This is a genomic window from Chryseobacterium sp. Marseille-Q3244, assembly GCF_940807095.1.
Classification (GTDB): Bacteria; Bacteroidota; Bacteroidia; order Flavobacteriales; family Weeksellaceae; genus Chryseobacterium.
Genome location: NZ_CALNWX010000014.1, coordinates 96,854 through 118,171, shown reverse-complemented (window position 1 = coordinate 118,171; position 21,318 = coordinate 96,854). Strand labels below are relative to the sequence as shown.

The following is a 21,318-nucleotide window of genomic DNA, read 5'->3' as shown; positions in this document are numbered from 1 at the left end:
TAGGTAATTATAAATTTATAAAATTGCTAATTAATGTATTTGCAAACAAGTATTATAATGAACTAAAACTTTCATCTAATAATTCTTTATATTTCAATCTGATATGTAATAACCAGAAATGGAATTGTATTTCGTAGATAATATTTTAAGAGATGATTAATGATGAGAGTTTAGCAAGTTTATTCAAATCTTCTACAAAAGTGTTCGGAAAATCAACCGCTGAGTCACTTAAGGAGACAACTATTTATTAGTTATCTCCTTTTTTTATCCGTAAATGCTTAGTTATCAAATTTTTAAAATTTGACCTTTTGTGTTCGATGTTTTAAACGTAAAATACTTAGTCTGTTTGAAATAAACAGTCTGAAAGTGCCACAATAGGCTTGTAATCTACAATCATTAAGATTTCGAATTCTCCTTAAGGTTAGAGCTTTTTTTCTCTTTTGAATTATTGTAGGTTTTTGCTACTAAATATAGCAATTCTAATATATCCTTAGCTTCTTTCTCATTTACCTGAACACCATTCTTGGCCAGAATAATAATCGCTTGTTCTACTGAAACAGTTCTATCAATGAAATTCATTTTTCCTATTGTTTTTTCGATTACTTTTTTTTGACAATATTTTTGAAAATGCTGGCTTAAATTCTAATGAAAGGTCTCCAGTTTTATAATCAATATCAATAGGAGGAATAAGATTCACAAGATGCTTTTTATCTGAAGTATCAAACTCGACAAATTTTTGGAAAATCTCACGAAATGTCTTATTTTCCATTTGATTCATTTTATCGATTACTCTTAAATTAAGAGTAATGTCACGCTCTTCTTTCTTCAGATTTTTTGTGTTGATTTGACTTTCTTGTTTTAATTCATTATAATCATCGATCTTTAATATTCCTGCTATAAATAATTTCCTTCCTCGAGAAAGCGTTAATTTTTCCTCTTTTATCTTTCTGTCTACTAATTGTTGAGCATACAAATAATTCGCTTTCTGAGTCTTTATATTCTGATTTTCCAAAATATTCTTAAACAACTCCATCGTGTTATCTGCTAGTATTAATTCTTGAAGTTTATTTTGATAACTGTCATTAAGTAAAACTGCACCAATTCTAATTTTGCAACGATTGTCGCAATGGTAATAGGGATATCTATTCTGCTTACCTTTTGAAAAACTTCCGGTAAGTTTTCGACCACAAACAGGACAAGTCAAAAAGCCTCGAAGAAAAAACATTTCTTTTAAATCATCTCTTTTAGCTGTCATTTTTCTTTTTGTATTAATGACAGATTGAACTTGATCAAATAATGCCTCAGATATTAATGGTTCATGTAATCCCTTTATCATCTGTCTTTCATTAGAATTAAGTTTAACTGATATGATTCCACAATAAATTGGATTGCGCAAAATCCGGAAAAAGTATGATCGTGAGCATATCAATCCTTTCTCATTAGCTATTTTACTGATTTCAGATATTTTGTGATGATTTTGAACAGCTTGACTGAAAGCCCATTTTATAATTTCAGCTTCCGGTTCTTTAGGTACAATAGCTTTTTTACCATCAATTAAAGTTACGTTGATAAATCCTATGGGAGCTTTATTTGGATATCTACCCATTAACTTAGCTCGACGAATACCATTAGAAGTATTTTGAGCTCTTCGAGTATTTTCTGCCTCTGGAACGGCTAAATATACAGCCAACATAACAGTACTTTCAGGCACGGAGAAATCAATAGGTTGATCGATAGCCATTGCGGTTGTCTTATACTTCCGAAGCTTTCCAATCATTTCGTAAGCATATTCGACATTGCGACTAAATCGATCCCATTTAATAAATAATATATTTTTATCTTCTGATGACTTCTTTTTAATTTCGGAGAATAATTCTTTCCACTCTGGACGATTGAAATTTTTAGCAGAATAGTCTTCACGATAAATTCCTTTAACTTCGATATTGTTGTATTTACAATATTTCAATAATCTGTCTTCCTGCTCCGGTAGGGAGTAACCTTTTCTTTTTTGTTCGTCAGTACTTACTCTGACGTATAAGTAAGCTGTTTTCATAAATGTGACGTAATTAACACCTAATTTAAAAACATTTAAGTTAGGTTTTTATACGAAATATATGCTTCAGACCAAATAATGAAACTGACAAGAATATCTTTAAATTACGGTTACTATATATTTTAATGTACCAGATTTATTTTTACACTAAAAAGAACAATTTTATTTCTCTATGGATAGTATAATTTTAAAAACAAGTAGTATTTTATATATCTAACTTTGGTATATTATTGCCTTAATTTGCCTACTGATTTTAATGTCATTGGGCTAGCTTAGCTCTTCGAATAAATATGAATTATATGCTAAATGTTAAAAAAAATCGCATCTTTTAGAATATCGATTAAAATCTTTGAATATTTACCATATCTTTTATGATGTCTTCAACATTAACATCAAGTGTTGGAACTGAAATAAAAAGTTGATCTTTAGCACGACTTGCTCCAACATAATAAATTCTATGTTCTTCCTGCGTATAATTGTATAAATCTGGTTCATACATAAATTTTAAATCTTTTTCTTCTTTTAAAATTAATAGAACGTTATCAAATTCATCTCCTTTTGCCTTATGGACTGTTCTGTGATAGCTTAAATCTTCAGATATATTTACACACAAGTAGACGCTTTGGAATGTGTTGTTTTCATAAAAAATCTTTCCTTTTCCTTTTGTTGCTTTTGGAATACTATCGTTAATATTCAGTCTGATAAATTCTGAGAATTCAAGCATAGAAAGATCTTTATAGTCATTGAATTTTGCCATTAAGATCGTTAAGTAATGTAAAGCTTTCTTTTTTCCTTCTAACCTATTACGTCTATAATTTATTACGTTTTCTAAAACTTTTATGGCTTCTTTAAATTTAGATTGTTGCCCGAGAGCAACAGCAGTAATACACGCTGTTATTAGATCAGCCCTTTTTTTAGTCGAGTCTTCTAACTTGATTTTCCGTAAAAGCTTATCGTCCATTCCAGAGCCGTTTATTTCTGATTTCATAGCATTGGAAGTGATATTATTTCTAGATAATGTATATACATACCCATCAGGACAAGAGGTTTTAGCTCTTCTCAGAGCTTCGACCATATCACCCACGTAAAGTACTGGTTTTGATATAGAAACCGTTCTATGATAATCTTGAGGAAGATCTTGCCTGATAATATTTAGGAAATCAATGATTTCATTAGTGCTTCTGCGATTAAATTTTAAAAAATAATGCTCCATTTCAGGTAATGTAAACCCATCGAAAAGTGCAGGTGTTGCACCTTGAAATGCATATATGGATTGCGCTACATCACCGATGATTCCAATTGTAGAACCAGTTGATAACTTTTCGATTATGTTTACCTGTATAGGGTTGCTATCCTGAAATTCATCAATAAATACGTAAGGGAACTTCTTATTGATTATTTTAATAACAAAAGGAAACTTTTTGATAATCTGATAGGCAAAAAACAATACATCATCATGATGAAGTATACCCCTTTGCCAAGTCATTTTTTTGTAATCAAAATATGAGCTGTTTTTAATAGGATAACCCCCAAATCTGAAAGGATAATCTGTTCTGACAATCAATTCATCGTCTACTAGTAACCATCTGAGTCTTTCAAAGGCGTAAGTAATTAAATTATCATCGGTAATTCTTTTTTGACCGGTTAATGCCTTCCACTCCTGCAAAAATGAGTAATCAGAAACTATAATATCTGTATGACCATCTAGCGAGCTGACATCAAAATCATATTCTTCAGCAATGAATGATAGATAAGGTTTAATTATATGGGAATAAAAGAAACTGTGAATTGTCAATACTTCAACCTGAGTTGCCGAGCTTCCAAGCCTTGTTAAAACTGTTTCAGCTGCAATATTGGTATATGTAATGCAAAGAATCTTCTTTGCGCCGGAAATTAGTGTGGAATTTCTTGTAACATTTTTAATGTGCTCAACCAGCCAGTGCGTTTTACCAGCACCAGGTCCAGCCTTAACTTTAAAATGTTTATTAATCTCTATTAAGGAATCTGATGATATTTCTACTGGCATAACTTTTCTATTGCATCTTTAATATATTGAGGAACATTGAACTCTACATATTCTTCAGTACCTTTTTTTAATAAATTATCCTTTAGCACAACTGCCAATTCTAAAGCATTTTCGCCTTTACCAATGGAATTAAGATATCTTGCTGCAATTATCGATCTTTTCTTACCATCTAAATCAAGCGAGGTGTTGAGAGTAATGCCGGAAATTATTCTCTCATTCTCATCACTTTCACGTAGGATTTCAAAGAAATTTTCAAGTGTTGAATCTTCGTGATCGTACAAATCCATTAGACGTTCTAGCTCATTTCTATTTTTCATAGAATCCGTTAGAATTAGTTTTAATGATGGATTTGAAAATGCTATTTCATATTCCAATGTTTTTCCTAACTCCGAATCTTGAGAATATACTGTAATGTTCGGGTGAGTCTCCCGCTGATATTCGTTGCTAAAAGAATTTTGCTGGTAATCGAAGGTTTCAGCTTCACTATTATATTCAAATGGATAACACTTCTGAAAATTTGATCTTTCTACTGTTCTGTTTTTTCTTTCAGGATCCTTGTCAGTCATACATACGACAGGTTTTGATATTGAGAAATCTTTTTCAGAATCGAATAAATAAAGAAAATGTTTAAAATATCTTCCTCCAACATTAATGACACTTACATGATGGTCTTCTAAAGATTTATCTTCGTAACCTGCGAATACCGTCGCAAGGATTTGTTCGGCAAGTCCTTCAACAAATAGTACCTTTTGACTAAAAAGCATATCTGACTTACTTGCATCCAAAAATCTCTCAACATACTTCTTGCTATGATCTAAAGGTTGACCTTCCGCATTAACAAATGTTTTTCCGGGATATGCCACAATAGTTTCTCCTTCATTATTGTGCAGGCAAATAATTTCATCTAGCCCAACGGCGGATGTTATATGTGTTGAATGTGTTGTGACAAAGATTTGTCTTACTTTTCTTTTAGTTTTATTTTCATCGAGAAATTTTAAAAACTTGAATTGCATTGCCGGATGTAGATGAGCTTCTGGCTCTTCGATAGCCAGCATTGAAAATATTTTTGCATTGCTATCCAAATAATTAACGTCATTATTGACCTGCATTTTTGCTAAAAGAAGAGACATGTAAATTAAATTGTTGTAACCAAGACCATTGCGTGTTGCAGGAATTTTTATTCCTGTCTCATATTCTACAATTAACTTTAGAACACTATACAACTCTGTCTCTGATATTACTCCTTCAAAATCTGGAACAGCATTGTTAAATGACGCTCCCGTATCTTTTGCATAAGATAATATTTCTTCCTTTCCTGATGCAATTCTCCTGTGTAACAAACCTACTAATTCTTCAGCTTTTTCAGAAAACTCAATTTTTCTTTCTTTAATATCCATATGTTTCTCAGGTGCTGTTTTTGTTGGATGGATTTTGATATCATAATCCATGAAAAAATCAAAAACATCTCGCAGCAAAGTATTTCGCCCCGTCAGCATATCTCTCTCGACGTCCCTTATAGCATCTAAAAATTGAAAATCAAATTTTTGTAATGAGTCTACGTCTGCTGTGGATTGATTGACAACATTTCCTCCCCAAATCTTTACTACATAAAGTCTTAGGAAATCATGCTTAATCGTATTCCAAATATTTTTATTTTGGTTTTCATTCTCAGGAATTTCCCTAACTAAGGTTTGGTAATTCTCGACATGCTTTTCGGGAAGAAAGAATTCATATGTTAATTTTGCTTCGTAATCTTCCTCTAATCTGGTTAGCCAAGTTGAAACGGTTACTAAGTCATCCTCCGTTTCATAAGATCCTTTTTTGATTGTTATTTCAATGCTTACTTTTGGAGGAGAAGTCAATAAATGTGCGGTCGGAATAAGTTTGTAAAAGTCGTCAATATTAAGACGTTTTGACTTTGAATTATCCATAACTAAGGAAAGAGCGGAAACCAAATTTGATTTTCCGGCATTGTTATGACCTATTACTACATTGATGCCGTCATTAAAATCGACTGTAGTATTTTCAAAATTCCTGAAATTGGTAATTTTAATCTGAGATATGTACATGGTTAGTTAAGTTGAAATGTAAAAAAGTAAAATTATTAAATTTTATATACTTAATTTAAAGTCTTGAATAAGCTTTGCTAATTTATTTAATTTCCTACTGAATTATTACGGTTTTCCATAATTTATAGAAAAAAAAGTTTTTAAATTTACAGCACTTTTTAGATGTTTAGACAAAATATAAAACAGCAAATTAAAAATTTGTAATATTATTAAGTCACATTTTTTAAGTGAATTTTTAATTAGCTATTTTCATCGTTGATCATGCAGTTAAGACTCAGGGAAAGTCTTTTACTTTAAAAAGAAATTATAATAAAAAACTAATAATGAGATTAATAGACGTTCTTGGTCTTAAAAACTTTAGAATATTTGATGATGTAGAAGGATTTCAGGAGGAAATGTCTTCTATAAACATACTAACTGGAGCAAATAATTCAGGCAAAAGCTCAATTATTAAATTCCTTCAGCTTTTAAGAGATAGTATTAAAGAAGGGCAATCAGTGTTTGATCTTGATTTGAGTTTACAAGAACATTTATTAGGAGATTTTGACAATGTTTTGCACAATAGTAAGAATAATAGAATGCAAATTTCTCTTCCTTTTACATTTTTAGGATTGACTAATTTGTTTGTTTCATTATCTTTTGATGTACAATCTAATCAAAAATATAAAGCAAAATTAAGAGAAATCAAGGTACTTGATAATGAAGATGAATCACTTTTGTTTTCTTTTGCATATAAAAAAGCTACTGACAATGATTTAGCGATAGATGATATTGAGTACAAAAAAGAAAAAGAAGAAAACGAAAAAAAATTCGAAGCTTATAAGAAAAATTCTGAAGATGTTATTTTTTCACAATATGTACCAATTCTACCTTATAACCAGCTTCAAGGATTTGTCGAATGGACTATTAACTTTGGAAAGCTTAAGAAAGAATTAAAAAACGTATACAGATTCTATAAAATTTATGAAGATAATGACAATAGTGTAGAGTGGTTGGAGGATATGGATGGTATCGCATCTAAAGAACATGTTCCATTTGTTCCGTCCGTACTCATTAAATCCTTTAAAGACAATATTAATCTAAGTTCTTGGACTATATTTGTTGATGGATTGCAAGATAATATTGTTAGTGATAGGGCAGTAATCAGAGAGAGTGATTTTGAAGTAGATGATTTTACTCCACCTCCAACAGTAGAAGAAATTCTTTATCTGGCTTCTGTTAATATCATCAAGCAGAAAGTATTTTGGATAGAAACAGATAAAAATAATCTTCAATATAATGTAATTGAAAATTGTTTTAAAAGTGCTTGGGATCTTTTGCAGCAAAGGATTTTAACGGTTAACTATCTTTCAGCGGTAAAAGAAAAGAATGCTAGAGTTTATTCTGCATCTAGTAACTCTCCATTTATAAATTTACTTAAAGATTACCATGCATTTGAATCAAGTTTTCCTTTCATGGAAAAGTATTTAAAAAAATTCGAAATAGGATTAAATATTAGCATTGATTTTCAGGTAAAGCTTCAATTAATCTCTATTTCAGTTACTAATTTTGATGGAAGTCATCGTGAGCTAGTTGATTTTGGGTATGGTATTAAACAATTGATTTTGATATTAATTCAAATTTGTGTGCAGGCAAAACGAAATAGAAGGGAAAAAGAGGTTCCTGATAATGAATATGGTTATCATATGGAGATTTATTATCTTCCAAGTTTGCTTCTTATCGAAGAACCGGAAGCTAATCTGCACCCTAAGTGGCAGTCACTTCTTGCAGAAATGTTTTTAGAGGCCAATGACAAATTTAATATCCAATTAATAATCGAAACTCACAGTGAATATCTTATTCGTAATTTTCAGAATTTAGTAGCTGCAAAGAAGCTTAAAGGCAAAAGAGTAAAATTATTTTATCTTAGGAATAAAGCGAAGTCTAATACTAATATCGAACAAATGTCATCTTTAAGTATCTCTGATGACGGCAGTATCGATTATAATGTATTTGATAGTGGTTTTTTTGATGAAACAACCAGTTTAGAACATAGTCTCCTGAATATTCAATTTGTTAATGATTTTAATAATTTGAAAGAAAAAAGTGTCCAAGATGATGAAAGAATCAATGATCTTGAATTGCGAATTGATGAGTATGTTAATAAGTTAGATATCTCGGTTTATGAGGGAATTATTTCTAACAATTTTGATATCCATAAATTAAATAGTACCACTGTTAAATACCTATCTTCTGCTGAACTTTTGCTTGCTACGACAGATTTAAATAGTGATTTCTCGCCTGTTATTATCCAGTATGGAAGAGCAATCGAGAATGAGCTGCAGATTTTGTTTTCTCCACTGAGAATACCCGGCTTGACATTGGCAAAAATGCAGGGTTCGCTAGAAAAATTTAAATCAGGTAGAACACGTCGTGTGAGTTGCAATCCTTCTGAACTTAATAATTTGAGACAACATTTATCTACAATATTTAATAATGCAAATAATTTAAAAATTAATCTGCTTGAGCGCTTAAGAATTCAGAGGAATTCTGCGGCTCACCCTGGACAGACAAAATCTAAACAAGAAGCAGAGAATTATATTTTGATTGCAAATGAATTTTTAATAAGATGGATTTTAGAAAAAATATAATTTTTCTAAAAAAATTCATTCATTTAATTTTAACTTCTTCAAAAGCTTTAACAATATGTTTATTTCTGGGATTATTGTAGGATGGATTTTCTTGAATATATCTGTAATCCTGATGTAATGTAGGAATTGCAACACCTGATCGCATTATAGCATTTCTGGTTTGATAAGGAAGTTTAAAAAAATGCAATGGCTGATTTCAATTCATTTTCAGATATTTCTTTTCTCATATTTGTTGCACTACAACCATTTCCTTTGTGGACAAATTTAACTGTGATATAATCGAAAAGAATCAGATCTTTAGTATTTATCCTAAATGCTCGTTTAGCTTTTTCAGGGTCATAGCCATTTTCTTTTATTTGCTTAAAGTGCAGCGGGAATTTCTTATCAGTGATGTCTACGAATCCATTATTTAGTAAAATCTGAGCAAGTTCTTCGGATGCGTAATAGTTTTTCATTATAATTTATGTTTCTAAATGATGCTTTATAAAAAAATATTGCTTTATTTAAAATTAAGTAAAATTTGGAAAATGACAAGCTATTTTGTTCTTAAAATAACTAAACGATAAGGTATACAGTTTTAAGTTGATTATTCTTTATGATAAACTCAAGAGTAATTCCTTGGCTCGTCTTACCTTTAAATTCATAAACATTAATCTATACTGTATTTGTTTAAGCAAGATAACATCCATTGGTTAACTTTTGCAAGCCCAGAAAAACGTGAAAAAACTTGTGGGTATCCAATTATGTTAAAGATTAGATCAACTTACCTCTTCCGTTTACAGACTTTGGAATACAATCAGAAGAAAAGTTCAAAGCTGAAATGTCTACTCATTTAAATTTCTTTAATCGAGGGACTCTTAAAGACTCATTTGATTTACTATTTTTTTTTTGGAATAGGAAAATTTGCGGTTACTTAAATAAAATTTGACAAATAATTTTAAGTAAATTAGCTATACAAATTATTAGTTAAATGGTTAATAAAAGGTTTATTCCCGATGCCGATTTATCAAGCGCCGGGGATGATTTTCATATTTTGTGGACAATCAAAAAATCTCTGGAATTACTAAACTTTGATAAACAAGGGCTAAAGGCTTTAACTATTGAAGGTTTTGAGAAAAATCTCTCGAAAAAACTTGATCCTACCGGAGAAATGTTCTTAGGGATTGATTTAACGGAATATTTTGGCGGAAAGGATTTCGACAGCGCCAATTCTATACTTATATCTCAATTAAAATACAGTACCAGAAGGGCTGATGAAAATTTTACTTTTTCCAAACTTTATGAAGGAAAAAAGAGTAAATCTTTTCATGGATCAATCGTTCTGCGTTTAGCTAATATTTTTAAAAAATTTGTGGATGAGTTTGGAAGGGAAAAAGTTCTGCAAAAAATAAAGATCAAACTTGTCAGTAACAGAAATGTTAATCAATCCCATCTCAATCAGATTCTTAAAGTTCAGGAATTTTTAAAGACTAATCAAAGAGCCTTAAGTTTCAACAAGGTTTTTTCCGAAATTCCAGACTTAAATAAAGATGCTTTCGGAAAACTGCATAAGGCTTCTAGTCTTAATCTTACAGAGTTTACGGATTTTGTGAGATTGCTGGATTTTAATGATTGTGGATCAAATTCAAGACAGCTACTAAAACTTGAATTGATAAATTCCATTTCAAAAAATAGCATAAAGTCTAAAGGACAGTTCAATTCATTATTTCAGCTGGTCTGGAATAAGATGATGCCTGAAAGTGAGGATGACCGCACCTTAGGCGTTACTGATGTGATTGCAAGTTTTGGATTTAGTGCGCTTGAAAATCTTTTTCCTGTTTCTCAAAATTTCGAAAAAAATATACGTACTGTTGAAAGAGAACAACTGAAGGATATTGTAAATGTTATTGATTCCAATGTTTCTTACCTACCCATCTGTTTACACGGTGGTGCAGGAATTGGTAAGTCAACCATTGTTCATCAGATAAAAAATGCTGTTCCCGACTATTGCCAATCTATTCTCTTTGATTGTTATGGTGCAGGTAAATATCAGAATCCGGAAGATAAAAGACATTTACATAGAAATGCTATTGTACAGTTGGCTAATGAGCTTGCCAAGTCATTAGGAACTGAGTTTTTGCTAGTACAAAATGAATCTGATGATGTTTATTTGAATGAACTAAAAAAGAGGATTAGAGCAGGCGTTGAAATTTTAAAAAGCAGAGATGCTAACGCTTATTTACTGCTCATTATTGATGCTGCTGATAATAGTGTAACAGCGGCAGAATCGTTTGGAGAAAGAAGCTTTGTCCAAGATCTTGTCAATATGGAAATTCCAGAGGGTTGTCATATTGTGGTAACCTCTCGTACGTACCGAAAAGATTCTCTCAAACTCCCGATTAAAAAACATTTGGAGTATGAACTACAACCATTTTCATTGGAGGAAACAACTCAATTTGCAAAAATCAATTTTAAAAATATTACGAAAAGAGAAATTTTAGAATTTCATCAATTTACCAATGGTATTCCAAGAGTACAGTTTTATTCAATGTCCCTACGAAATCAGGGAATAAAAGAGGTAATTAATTATCTTAAACCCAACGGTAAGCTTGTTGATAATTTGATACTCGATAAAATCGAAGATGCTATAGTTAAGCTTGGAGAGGATAATAGAGCTCTTGTCGATGAGTTTTTTAAGTTACTCATAATGCTGCCAAGACCGGTGCCAATTAATTACATTTCAGAAATTATGAATGTTCAAATTGCTTTGCTTCAAGATTTAGCATCTGACATTTGGAATGGACTTGTTCTTGAAAATAACCATTTTTATTTCAGGGATGAAGATTTCGAGAATTATGTAAGACAGACATATCCTTTCAGTCTGGAAGAACATCAGGATATTGCAAATTTGTTTTTATCCAATTCAACTAAAGATGAATACGCTTCTACAAATCTTGGAGCAATCTTATACTCATCGGGTTTGAAGAATGAATTGATTGATATTGTTCTAGATAGAAAATTTTTAGACTTCCCTACAGACCCGATACGCAATAGGGAAGTTTATATCAACCGTACGAAACTTGCTCTTAATGCCAGTGTTGAACATGAGAATGATATCAATTATTTTAAATTATTATTTATAGCCGCCGAAGAATCTAAAACAGATAAAGGTCTGACCAATCTTCTTATTAAATATCCGGATTTGGTTTTGAGATTTGGTGATCAAAATTCTTTGACAAGGCTTCAAATGAAAAGTGAAGAACGCTCTTGGGCTGGAGCTTTTCATCTAAAACTTGCTGGCATTAATTCCCGTAAACCCGAAAATAGAGAAATAGCCATCAAGCATCTTAAGACTGCTAATGAATGGCTTGTTTGGAGAAAAACAAAAAATGACGAAGAGCTACGGCATTATCCCATATCAAGTCTTGATATAGCATTTGAAGCTGAGGCTTTTTTGAAATTATACGGAGTCAGAAGAATGTTGGAACGCTTCAATAGATGGAGTCCTGTTGAGTCGAAAATTAGTGCAGGTAAACATCTTATCGAGAATATTGTCAGCAATTCGAGTGAAACTGAGATTTCAGAGTGGTTGAAATATGATAAATTTAGAATTGACGAAAAGATATATATATCTTGTAAACTGTTTCAATATAAGTTGCCAATCAGTTTTGATTTGACTCAGCTTGCTAAAGACCTATTAAGAGTATTTTCTCATAAGAAAAAGGAGTTCAGTCAATTATTTTATGAGTTTGCTGTAGAGTTTTGCGGAATTTTAAGCTATTACAGAGTTGATAGTGTTTTAATCATTGATTGTCTCAATCGAATTGATTCAAAACCTCTCGGTAAAGTACCTTTCTTTAATGACAGCCGTTTCGAGGATGAACCAAGATTGATGGAAATTTTTCTCAAAAAGGACTGTCTTATGTCATCACTCCAGAATGCAGACAAAAAACTAGAAGATTACTATCCTTCTAATTTTAGAAACATTGATAAAATTAAAGATTATGACCAACGTAAAATAATTGAAAGAGATAAGAGAGAGTTTGTAGCTTTTTTTAAATATGCTGTTCCAGTTTATCAGCTGCATTCCGATTTTTTAACTCACCGTTTTGAAGAGACTGAGCTTACGGAACGATTTCGAAAGATTTGCAGCGATATTCAAAATGATTATGATTTTAAACACCAATTTGGTTATTGGGCAAATTCCCGATTTATATTTTTGGCGGTTAAGCTCGCAAAAACCTGTAATCATTTTGATGATAAAGGTGAGTTGATGCAGTTAATTATCGATAGCTTTGACAAGCAGGCCGAAAAGTTGAAACTTAGGTTCGAGGTTTTAAAAGTAATCATCTTAAACAAAAGATATTTAAAGTTATCATTCAAACTTTTACATGAGGCAAAAGAAATTATTCAGGAATCTCATGTTTCTGCTAATGAATCTACAGAGAACTATCTACAGTGTTTACTGCTTAGCAGCAAGATTAATAATACTCTAAGTAAAGATTTTTTTGAAAAAGCAATTAAATCTGTTTCGGAAATTGATACTGAAGCTTTCGCACAAATAAGATGTCTTTTTGAATTGTCACAGATAGGCATTGTTAATGATAATCCAAAGATGGCATATGATTTTGCTAAGTTTATTGAATATTGCGATATTAAATTAGGAAATTACGATAAAAAACATTTTCCTTATGCTGAAGGTTTAATGGGAATTGGAAACATTGATAAATCTTCAATGTTTCCGATCATGTGCCGTTGGCATCATCGAAACGTTCTAAAGTTAGGACGTCCAATAATTACAGTGCTTAAAAAAGCAATGGAAGTAGGATATATCGACCACATTACGGCAGCGTCGCTGATCAATCTTAAGACAAATTATAACTGGCGAAATCTGGAAGAATTATACAAGATGATTATCTCAGGAATTAATAATAGTGGAAAAACTGATATAAAGAATAGATTTATAAAATCTGAGTTCCGAGATTTAAAACTGCAAAAAGATAAGCATTATTCAAAGGAAATATATGATCAGATAAAGTCACGCCAACTCATTGATGATAATTTAGTGAAGGAGATAAAAGAATATGTTGATTTTATAGATTCTTTAGAAACTAAACCTGAAGATTCGGAATCAAAATATATTGATAACGAAAAAAAACATCATAATATTGATCTCGCTTCATTGGATTTTACATCTGTTAAAGCATTAGAAAGAGTTCTTGATCATATCATAGTCAGCGGTGAAAGTTTTAACAGTAGATCAGTTATTAATAATTTTTTCGAAGATATAATTGAAAACTGTGAGGTTGAGGATCAAGTGTTTTTCCTTAATGCCCTTGTGGATGTTAGCAGTGATTTATTGGAATATCATACTCTGGAAAACATATTAGAAAAAGCTTTTGAAGAGTGGGAATTTTATCCAGATATAAAAAATTGGAAGAAAGATAACTTTGAAAAAGTATTGATAAGCAGACTCCATCAGCTTGACTATGGGAGTGCTTTGAGCATATTTTCTATCAAAAGCTTAGCAAAACTATTCTGCGTAGATGATATTATCTTGGAAATTACTATCAGAAAAATTTTGCCTAAGAAAATTGATCTTCTTTCGGATGAATCTATTTACAGTTCTTTTGAGCTTATCAAGAATACTCTCACCAAAGATAAAAACGAAGAATTATTAGAGTGGATAATCAAAAGATGGAACTTACCAATTCAACCTGATATAGCTGACGGTCTTTGGAGTGAAGAATTAAGACCTTCGAGTGACTGTATTGAAAATGTTGCAGATATGATGAGGTTTATTCTTGGTCATCCTGATAAGCGTCTACGTTGGCGGGCTATCCATTCATTACGGAAAATGGTAAACTTGGGTAGTACAGGTATATTTGATATACTTCTTAAAAAACAAAATGAAAAAAATTGTCTTCCTTTCCAAGAGAAAAACTATATGTTTTACTGGATGTCTTCTAAATTATATTTGTGGATTGCTTTAGACAGAATATCAAAAGAGAACCCAAAGAAACTTTTGCATTTGAAAGATGTTTTCTATCAGGAATTATTAAGTAATAACCTCCCTCATGTCCTGATCAGGCATTATATTAAGAAAAGTTGCCTTAACCTTTATTCATTTGATAACTCTGTATTTACAGATGAAGAGCTAAATTTTATTCTGCAAATGAATAATTCTAAATTTGAAATGGTTGAGGAAAAAAAATACGCCCGAAAGCAACGAAAATTTGCACGGAGTGATTCCGATAGTTGGCTTTTTAAATTTAGTAGTTTGGATACATTGCCGTATTGGTATGACAAGGTTGGAGATCCTTTCAACTTGTCGGAATATGATGTAGCAGACGTTGCAGACAAAATTATTGCTGAAGAATGGGGGTACGTTGGCAATCCTAACGAAGATGATTTTATAGGAAGCCAGCTTTATAATGGAGATTGGCATCTTACAAGAAATGACCACGGAAGCAACCCGGAAGTCGAAGATATTTCTATTTATTGGCAATATCACGCTATGTACTGCGCCGCTAATTTTTTGTTGGAAAATGAGCCATTCGTTAAAACTGATTATTTAGATGGTAAGGAGGATTGGGAGGATTGGTTAAAATCTGAAGCTAATGCTTTTGATAACTTCTGGCTATCGGATTTAAGAGATCCGCTTCCACTAAAAAAGAAATACTGGAAGAAAGGCGAAAACAAATTTGATTTGATTTGGCGTGATCAGATCCAAGAAGATGATTTTGATTCGGGAGTAGGCTTTTTGGATCAAGCCGATCCTTTTCTCTATGTATATGGTGGTATTACAATGTATATGGGAGCTAATCAAGAGTCAGTAAGTATTATATCAAATCTGGTCTCTCCAGATAAATCAGATGCTTTATTGAGGGCTTTGCATACGACAAAAGATAGCTACGATTATTATTTTCCTCTTGCTAAAGATGAAGATGATGATGAAGCAACAGATGAAAAAGATTTCCTTTTGAAAGGATGGATAGAAGAATTTAAATCGGAATACGAAGGTCTTGATTCACAGGATGAACTTTTTAACCGTAATCAACAAGGTTCTTTTGTTTTGGAAGATGGCTTGCAAAAAAAGTATGACGTAACTTATGATGAATACTATAAAATGGGTTATGCAAAAAATTCATTGATAAGTGTCTTCGAAAACTGGAATGAGGTTTCTAACGATGAACCGAGAAATAGAAAATATAATACAGGTGTTGAATCTTCTGGCAGTATTTTAAAAATATCGAAGAATTTTTTAGTTGAATTTTTAAAACAGGAAAAAAAGGATCTAATCTTAAGATGTATGATCGAAAGACAACTCGAAGAGAGGCACTACAGAAATAGAGACAGCGATAACAGATATCAAATAAAACTTTACCTAATAAAAGCAGATGGAACAGTCAAAACACTCAGAGGAGTCAATTATAAAATTGGGTGAGAAGCTCATTAAGGAACTAAACCTTGAATATTCTAGTAATACACTTGCTAGATGGATGTCCCACTATATAGCAGAACTTATCTCCGGAATCAATGCTGCTGAATCTGAAAGCGAAAAAAAACAATTAATGACCGAATGCTGTGATGTTATTCTTAAGTTATGGTCTAACAGAGATGATCTCCCAATCAAACAACCTTTGGAAGATTTAAAACCGGTTTTGGAGATATTGAAAATCTTACAGGAGGATAAAGAACCTATCATTATACCTCGTTGGTTGGAATATAACGCAATGCCAAGAGATAATGAATGGACACAATTTGTTGATCTTGTAAAAAATAATTCTGAAAAAATTTTTAGTAAAGTTGTGCAAATTAACCTGCATAAAGATATTCTGCTGAAAGATCAGGAATGGATGAAGGAGAATAAAGAGTTTTTAACTCGGGAGCAAATCAGTTTCTTAGAGATGCTAGAAGTTTTTAGTGATTTTGATAAAAATATGGGTGTTGTTGATTTAAATAATTTTAAAATGTCGGATGATAATATTTCTAGAGTTGATCATATGTTCAAAGATTTAGAAGATCTATTGGAAGAACAAAAAAATGAATTGGCTAGAATTAAAGAAAACTTTTACAAAAAAAATAGTGAACAGAAATAGTTTTTTGACTTGCACCGCAGGATTTCGTTTATCTGTGGCGGATTTCAAATTTAATTATATTTGTATAAGTAGATATTTTGAAAATGATTTACCTCGCTATTGATACCTGTGTTTGGCTAGAACTGCTTAAGATTGACTTTTTAAATAAAGACAATTATTTTGATGAACTTCTCTTTTGGATAGAAAATGGTCATGTTATATTCGTGACTACGGAAAACTTGGAGAGGGAATGGATGCGGAATAAAGATGTGAAAAAACAGGAGATTCTTAAAAGTTTTAAGGAGAAGAAAAGAGAAATTGCAGGAATGATGAGCGCCGTCCATCAGCTAGATAATATGTACGAACCTGACAAAGTGGAAGCCTCTATCAATAACCGAATGAGTAGAATTGATATGTTATTTTCCAATAAGGCAATCATAGCAAAAGAAAGTGACGAAATCTATTTGGAAGCAACAAAAAGAAATCTTAATTGTTCACCACCAAATCACGCCAAAGATAGTTTTAGGGATACTATAAATCTGCTTACGTTAAAAAAGCACTCACAAGATCATGGCTATTCAAAATGCATATTCACAACCATTAATTATAAAGATTTTAGTGAAGGAAACGAGCGCTATACATTGCATAGTCGACTCGAGCAGGATTTTACAGAAGGTAATTTAGAATATGTATTTTTTGACACATCAATCAAAGCTTTTTCTGGGAAGTTGTTTAAAATAGAATTGAGACCCCATCTTCCTTCTTTCTCCCAACATTTGCTGGAGGAAAAACGTAAACAAGAAAGCAGATTGCTTACAGAAAGAAAAATTCAACAAAGAAATAATATGGATTTGGAAGATGATGAGTTTGTTTCTAACACAGCACAAATAGACAGAATTATTCTGTCTGGAAAACAAACAGCATTGGATAAGAAAATTTTAGATTTTTTATTCGAAATGAATCAGAGTTATCAATTATATTTTTTCAAAAAATTGGCAGAGAATGAGTTGGTTTAGTTATTTGAAAGAGCAAGGTTTTTTTAATCCGGAAAACAATCCAATACCCGTGCAAAAAGAAAGTGGATATCAAATTCCATCTTGGGAGGTTTTAGATTATCTGATTAGTGTTGCTACAAAATTTGAGCGTTCGGAGCATCTGGAACTTGTTCCGGAAATTTTACAAATCATTAAGGATATTTCGGAACACCCCGTCGACAATTACCACACTTGGTATCGCTTAATTAAGATATTGTCTTTGGTTCCAAACGAAAATGTAACAAAGGAATATTTGGACTATATCCCTGTATGGGTAACCAGTCAATTTGATACAATGTTGCAAACGTCGGAAATTACAGATTCATTATTACCTAAATTTTTAACAGATAATCCAAATGATAGAGAGAAAGCTGAAATAATTCTATATTATTTATTTGAGTTGAGAACATCAAATAATCTGGAGGATTTTAATAGATCATCTACCGTACAATACTATTCACCTTATTATTCATATACCTTAAATAATGCATTTCATAACGAGGGATTACTTGACAAAATAATAAATATTTGTCATAACAAAACGATATACAGATTATTGGAGCAAATCAATTTCTTGTTACGCGATCACGTTATTTTTGCGGAGGGAAAAATTGGTGAAACAAATTATATTTTCAAAATATTTAGAATTTTTGAAAAAATGATAGTTCGCTTGGAAAAATCTTCAAATGGTGAAACGATGATTATCGATGAGGTTTCGCAAGAGAATTATTTAAAGCTGGATAAGGTTTGGTTTAATCAATTTTTAACTGATTTATTTGACAAAAATAACCTTGATAAAGTAATCTATCAAGATATTTATAATCGTCTGAGTTTTAATTTTTGGAGCGATTATACTTCTATAATTGGATATGAAGGAATTAAAGATTTGGATGAGAACTCTCATTATAATACTCCTATTTTGGGTGTATTTTCATTTAATTTAAGAGAATGGTTAACCAAATTAGTTACGCAGGATAGCGAGAGTTTACAAGATGTATTAAATGATTTTATTGAAGACCAAAGATTTGATCTTCCATACTTCAAGAGAATGTTGTTCTATATTGTTGCTGAAGATTGGAGTAATTTAAAATTTTTATTTTGGAAGTTATTGGATGAAAAAGATAGTATGTATTTATTTTCTACCTATGCCTATAGATTAGAGCTTCACTATCTACTATCTAAAGTTAGTACAGACTTAAATGAAGAGGAACAAAAGTTTATTTGGAAAATAATTGAAAATGGTCCAATAGGGGACAAACACTTAGCCTTGAATAAAGAAGAATGGCAACACCGATGGTTGGACGCGCTAAAGGAAAATTCATTTTTTAGTGCTAAGTTCTTGACGATTGAAGAACAGTCTAAGATTACTAAAGATTATTCTGAAGAAGGTAAAATTGTTGTTAGGATGGGCCATGTCACTCCATTTTCAAAAGATGAAATTCTAACGATGTCCGATGAGCAACTATTGAATGAACTGGATTCTTTTAAAAGTAATTATGGATTTGATGATCCAACAATTGATGGATTTGCAGAAGCTATAAAGGAAGCGGTGGAAGAGGATCCAAATAGATTCGCTCATTTTGTTGAAGAATTAGTAGAGATTAAGTTTATATATGCTTATAATATTTTATCAGGTTTTTCTAAAGCTTGGAGGTTAAGTAGAGATTTTGATTGGGATAAGGTTATGAAATTTTGTTATGCATACATAACAAATGAGTCTTTTAAATCTAATAAGCTTCAGCTAGAAGATGATTTTAGGGTAACTAAAGATTGGATAATTGGAGAGATTGGTATGCTTATAACTTCTGGAGCACAAAACGAACAGCATAGTTTTGATTGTAAGTTATTGCCAAACTGTAAAAAAGTTTTGCTTCAATGCTTGGATGAACTACCTAAAGATGATTTTAGTACCATTCGGAGTGGTGATTTTATTCTTCATTCTTTAAATTCTACAGCGGGACATGTTTTAACAGGTTTGCTTAATTATTCTTTGAAGTATGCTAGAAATCTGCCGAATAATCAGAAAGTCGCTCGATGGGATATTGAAGCTAAATTGGCTTTCGAACAATCTTTCGAAAACCATATTGATTCCTATGTTCTCTTCGGAAAGTTTCTTTCCCAATTTATGTTCTTAGATAACACCTGGGTTAATGATAATCTTTCAAAAGTAGAAGATTATGATGATATTAAATGGGAAGCATTTATGTCTGGAATAGCTTTTAGAAATCCGTTAAATATTGATTTTTATAAAATACTTTATTCAAGTTATCAGCGTGCCATAGATTCAGATAAGATTCTTACTTTCTATAATCACGGTCTGTTAAGGCATTTTTTAGCCTATTATTTTTGGAATTATGAAAATAGCTTTGAAGAAAGTTTTCTTTATAAATCACTGAAGAATCCGAACATTCATGTTCTCCAAAAAATTATTTCTCTTTTAAGAGGGCAAAAATCAATTATTGATAATGATCAGATTGGAAATAAAGAGGATTTAATTAACAAAATTCTAAAAGTTTGGGGACTAATAAATCAGTCTATAGAAAAAATAACCGATAGTAATGATAGTAAGTTATTAGAAGGAGTTGTTTACCTCACTGATTTTATAGAAAAATTAGATGAAGAAAATGTCTTGTTGGTTGAAGAAAATATGAAGAAATTTCAGAATCAGATCGTAAATATTCATATTACAGAAGCATTATCTCGATGGATAAATAATAGCCCCGCTCATTTGATTAGCAGAATAGCTTTATTAATGAAAATAAATTATGTTTATAAGAAAGAACCTATTTTAAATGTTTTGGTATTCTTATACGAGAATCAACAGAATATTGTAGCTAATCACATCATCAATAGATTGGTGAAAGAGGGATATGATTATTTCAGACCCATCTATCAACAATACAACAAGTAAAACATATTTCATTAAAGAATTTTTACCTTTGATAGTCTGTGTTTTAGTGAAATTTTGCAATCAAAAATTGTCTTTTTTTTGGAAAAACAAAAAGGACATATATTTGACTAATAAAAACAAACGCTCTTAATCTTATTTAAAAAAGTGACCTAAAAATAAGAGAAGGATATAAAGCTTATGGATAGTTTTTCAAATAAGAACAAGTCCCGTCTAAATATAATTGACTATTACTTTTTAAAAATTTCCTATTTACATAATCATTCATAATATTAAAAGTATTTGTTGAAGTTAGTAAAAATACAAAATTGGTGATTTTATATAACCAAATCAAAATAATGTATTTGCCACCAAGTCTTATAATGAACTACAACTTTCATCTAATTATTCTCTACATTTCAATCTGAGATAATGAATGACGAGAGTTTAGCAAGTTTATCCAAATCTTCTACAAAAGTGTTCGGAAAATGCACTGCTGAGTCACTTAAGGAGACAACTATTTTTTAGTTGTCTCTTTTTTTTAGCCATAAATATCTCT

Annotated in this window: 10 protein-coding genes; 5 read left to right on the top strand and 5 right to left on the bottom strand. The window is 31.2% G+C overall.

The window, feature by feature from the left end; translation table 11 throughout:
• Window positions 1-396 precede the first annotated feature (396 nt).
• From NBX25_RS19855 to NBX25_RS19840, 4 genes are all read right to left on the bottom strand, one after another.
• Window positions 397-579 carry a hypothetical protein gene (locus NBX25_RS19855; RefSeq protein WP_002978681.1) on the bottom strand — a complete coding sequence of 61 codons (183 nt, stop codon included), beginning with the start codon at window positions 577-579 and terminating at the stop codon, window positions 397-399.
• Window positions 566-2,053, bottom strand: coding sequence for a recombinase family protein (locus NBX25_RS19850; protein ID WP_027373363.1), 1,488 nt, complete (start codon window positions 2,051-2,053; stop codon window positions 566-568). Before NBX25_RS19850 ends, NBX25_RS19855 begins: the two co-directional genes overlap by 14 nt.
• Window positions 2,054-2,393: 340 nt before the next feature.
• Complete coding sequence (locus NBX25_RS19845; protein WP_002978683.1) at window positions 2,394-4,079, bottom strand: UvrD-helicase domain-containing protein; 1,686 nt, start codon at window positions 4,077-4,079, stop codon at window positions 2,394-2,396.
• Complete coding sequence (locus NBX25_RS19840) at window positions 4,070-6,148, bottom strand: ATP-dependent nuclease (RefSeq protein WP_002978684.1); 2,079 nt, start codon at window positions 6,146-6,148, stop codon at window positions 4,070-4,072. The genes NBX25_RS19845 and NBX25_RS19840 overlap by 10 nt, the downstream gene beginning before the upstream one ends.
• A 323-nt stretch (window positions 6,149-6,471) precedes the next feature.
• Here NBX25_RS19840 and NBX25_RS19835 point away from each other — a divergent pair, with 323 nt between their 5' ends.
• The gene (locus NBX25_RS19835) at window positions 6,472-8,778 is read left to right on the top strand and encodes an AAA family ATPase (protein WP_002978685.1); all 2,307 of its coding nucleotides are present in this window, start codon (window positions 6,472-6,474) and stop codon (window positions 8,776-8,778) included.
• A gap of 173 nt (window positions 8,779-8,951) precedes the next feature.
• On the opposite strand, the gene NBX25_RS19830 is transcribed toward NBX25_RS19835, so the two are convergent.
• Complete coding sequence (locus tag NBX25_RS19830; RefSeq protein ID WP_002978687.1) at window positions 8,952-9,233, bottom strand: hypothetical protein; 282 nt, start codon at window positions 9,231-9,233, stop codon at window positions 8,952-8,954.
• 515 nt (window positions 9,234-9,748) lie between these two features.
• Between NBX25_RS19830 and NBX25_RS19825 the strand changes: the two genes are divergently transcribed.
• The 4 genes from NBX25_RS19825 (at window position 9,749) to NBX25_RS19810 (ending at window position 20,783) form a co-directional block, all read left to right on the top strand.
• The gene (locus tag NBX25_RS19825; RefSeq protein ID WP_138402056.1) at window positions 9,749-16,204 is read left to right on the top strand and encodes an NACHT domain-containing protein; all 6,456 of its coding nucleotides are present in this window, start codon (window positions 9,749-9,751) and stop codon (window positions 16,202-16,204) included.
• Window positions 16,158-16,859: a hypothetical protein gene (locus tag NBX25_RS19820; RefSeq protein WP_002978689.1), complete on the top strand. Its 702-nt coding sequence runs from the start codon at window positions 16,158-16,160 to the stop codon at window positions 16,857-16,859. Before NBX25_RS19825 ends, NBX25_RS19820 begins: the two co-directional genes overlap by 47 nt.
• 83 nt (window positions 16,860-16,942) lie before the next feature.
• The gene (locus NBX25_RS19815; RefSeq protein WP_002978690.1) at window positions 16,943-17,854 is read left to right on the top strand and encodes a PIN domain-containing protein; all 912 of its coding nucleotides are present in this window, start codon (window positions 16,943-16,945) and stop codon (window positions 17,852-17,854) included.
• On the top strand, window positions 17,841-20,783 hold the full coding sequence (locus NBX25_RS19810) for a hypothetical protein (protein ID WP_002978691.1): 2,943 nt from the start codon (window positions 17,841-17,843) through the stop codon (window positions 20,781-20,783). The genes NBX25_RS19815 and NBX25_RS19810 overlap by 14 nt, the downstream gene beginning before the upstream one ends.
• The last annotated feature ends 535 nt before the right edge of the window (window positions 20,784-21,318 follow it).